Source organism: Vibrio sp. 1562 (assembly GCF_033340155.1).
Classification (GTDB): Bacteria; Pseudomonadota; Gammaproteobacteria; order Enterobacterales; family Vibrionaceae; genus Vibrio; species Vibrio alginolyticus.
Window position 1 is genome coordinate 1 of the sequence record NZ_JAWOVY010000693.1, and the last position, 540, is coordinate 540.

1 protein-coding gene is annotated in these 540 nt (G+C 47.0%); it reads right to left on the minus strand.

The features are described 5' to 3' along the window. A partial coding sequence (gene xseA, locus R7Z49_RS27130; RefSeq protein WP_318112768.1) for an exodeoxyribonuclease VII large subunit occupies positions 1 to 540 on the minus strand: 540 nt, incomplete at both ends.

Sequence of the window (540 nt, forward strand, 5' to 3'; positions counted from 1 at the left end):
GACCGATTGCTTGGGCAATTTGAATGGCTGCGTCATCACCTTGGACCATGGTCGGATAAATCACCACGGGTAGGGAAGGATCACGGCGTTTTAAAACGTCCAATATGTCGTAAAGCGCAGCACCTGTTTTAGAAGTGATGATACCAACACGCTTTGGATGCTCTGGTAGTGGCAGTTTGTTGGTTTGAGCGAACAAACCTTCCGCTGCCAACTTCATCTTAAGCTCTTCAAACTCTTGTTGTAGGCGACCATCGCCTTCAGGCTGCATGCTTTCGATGATCAATTGGTAGTCACCACGTGGCTCATAAAGAGACAGACGGGCTTTAACTAAAACTTGATTGCCGTTTGCAGGTTTGAAAGTAACGCGACGATTGTTACCACGGAACATGGCACATTTTACTTGAGCACGAGAATCTTTAAGGGTGAGGTACCAGTGACCGGAAACAGGAGCAGAGAAGTTGGATATCTCTCCGACAAGCCAAACGATCCCCATTTCGTTTTCAAGGAGTAAACGAACTTCTGCGTTGAGACGAGAAACAG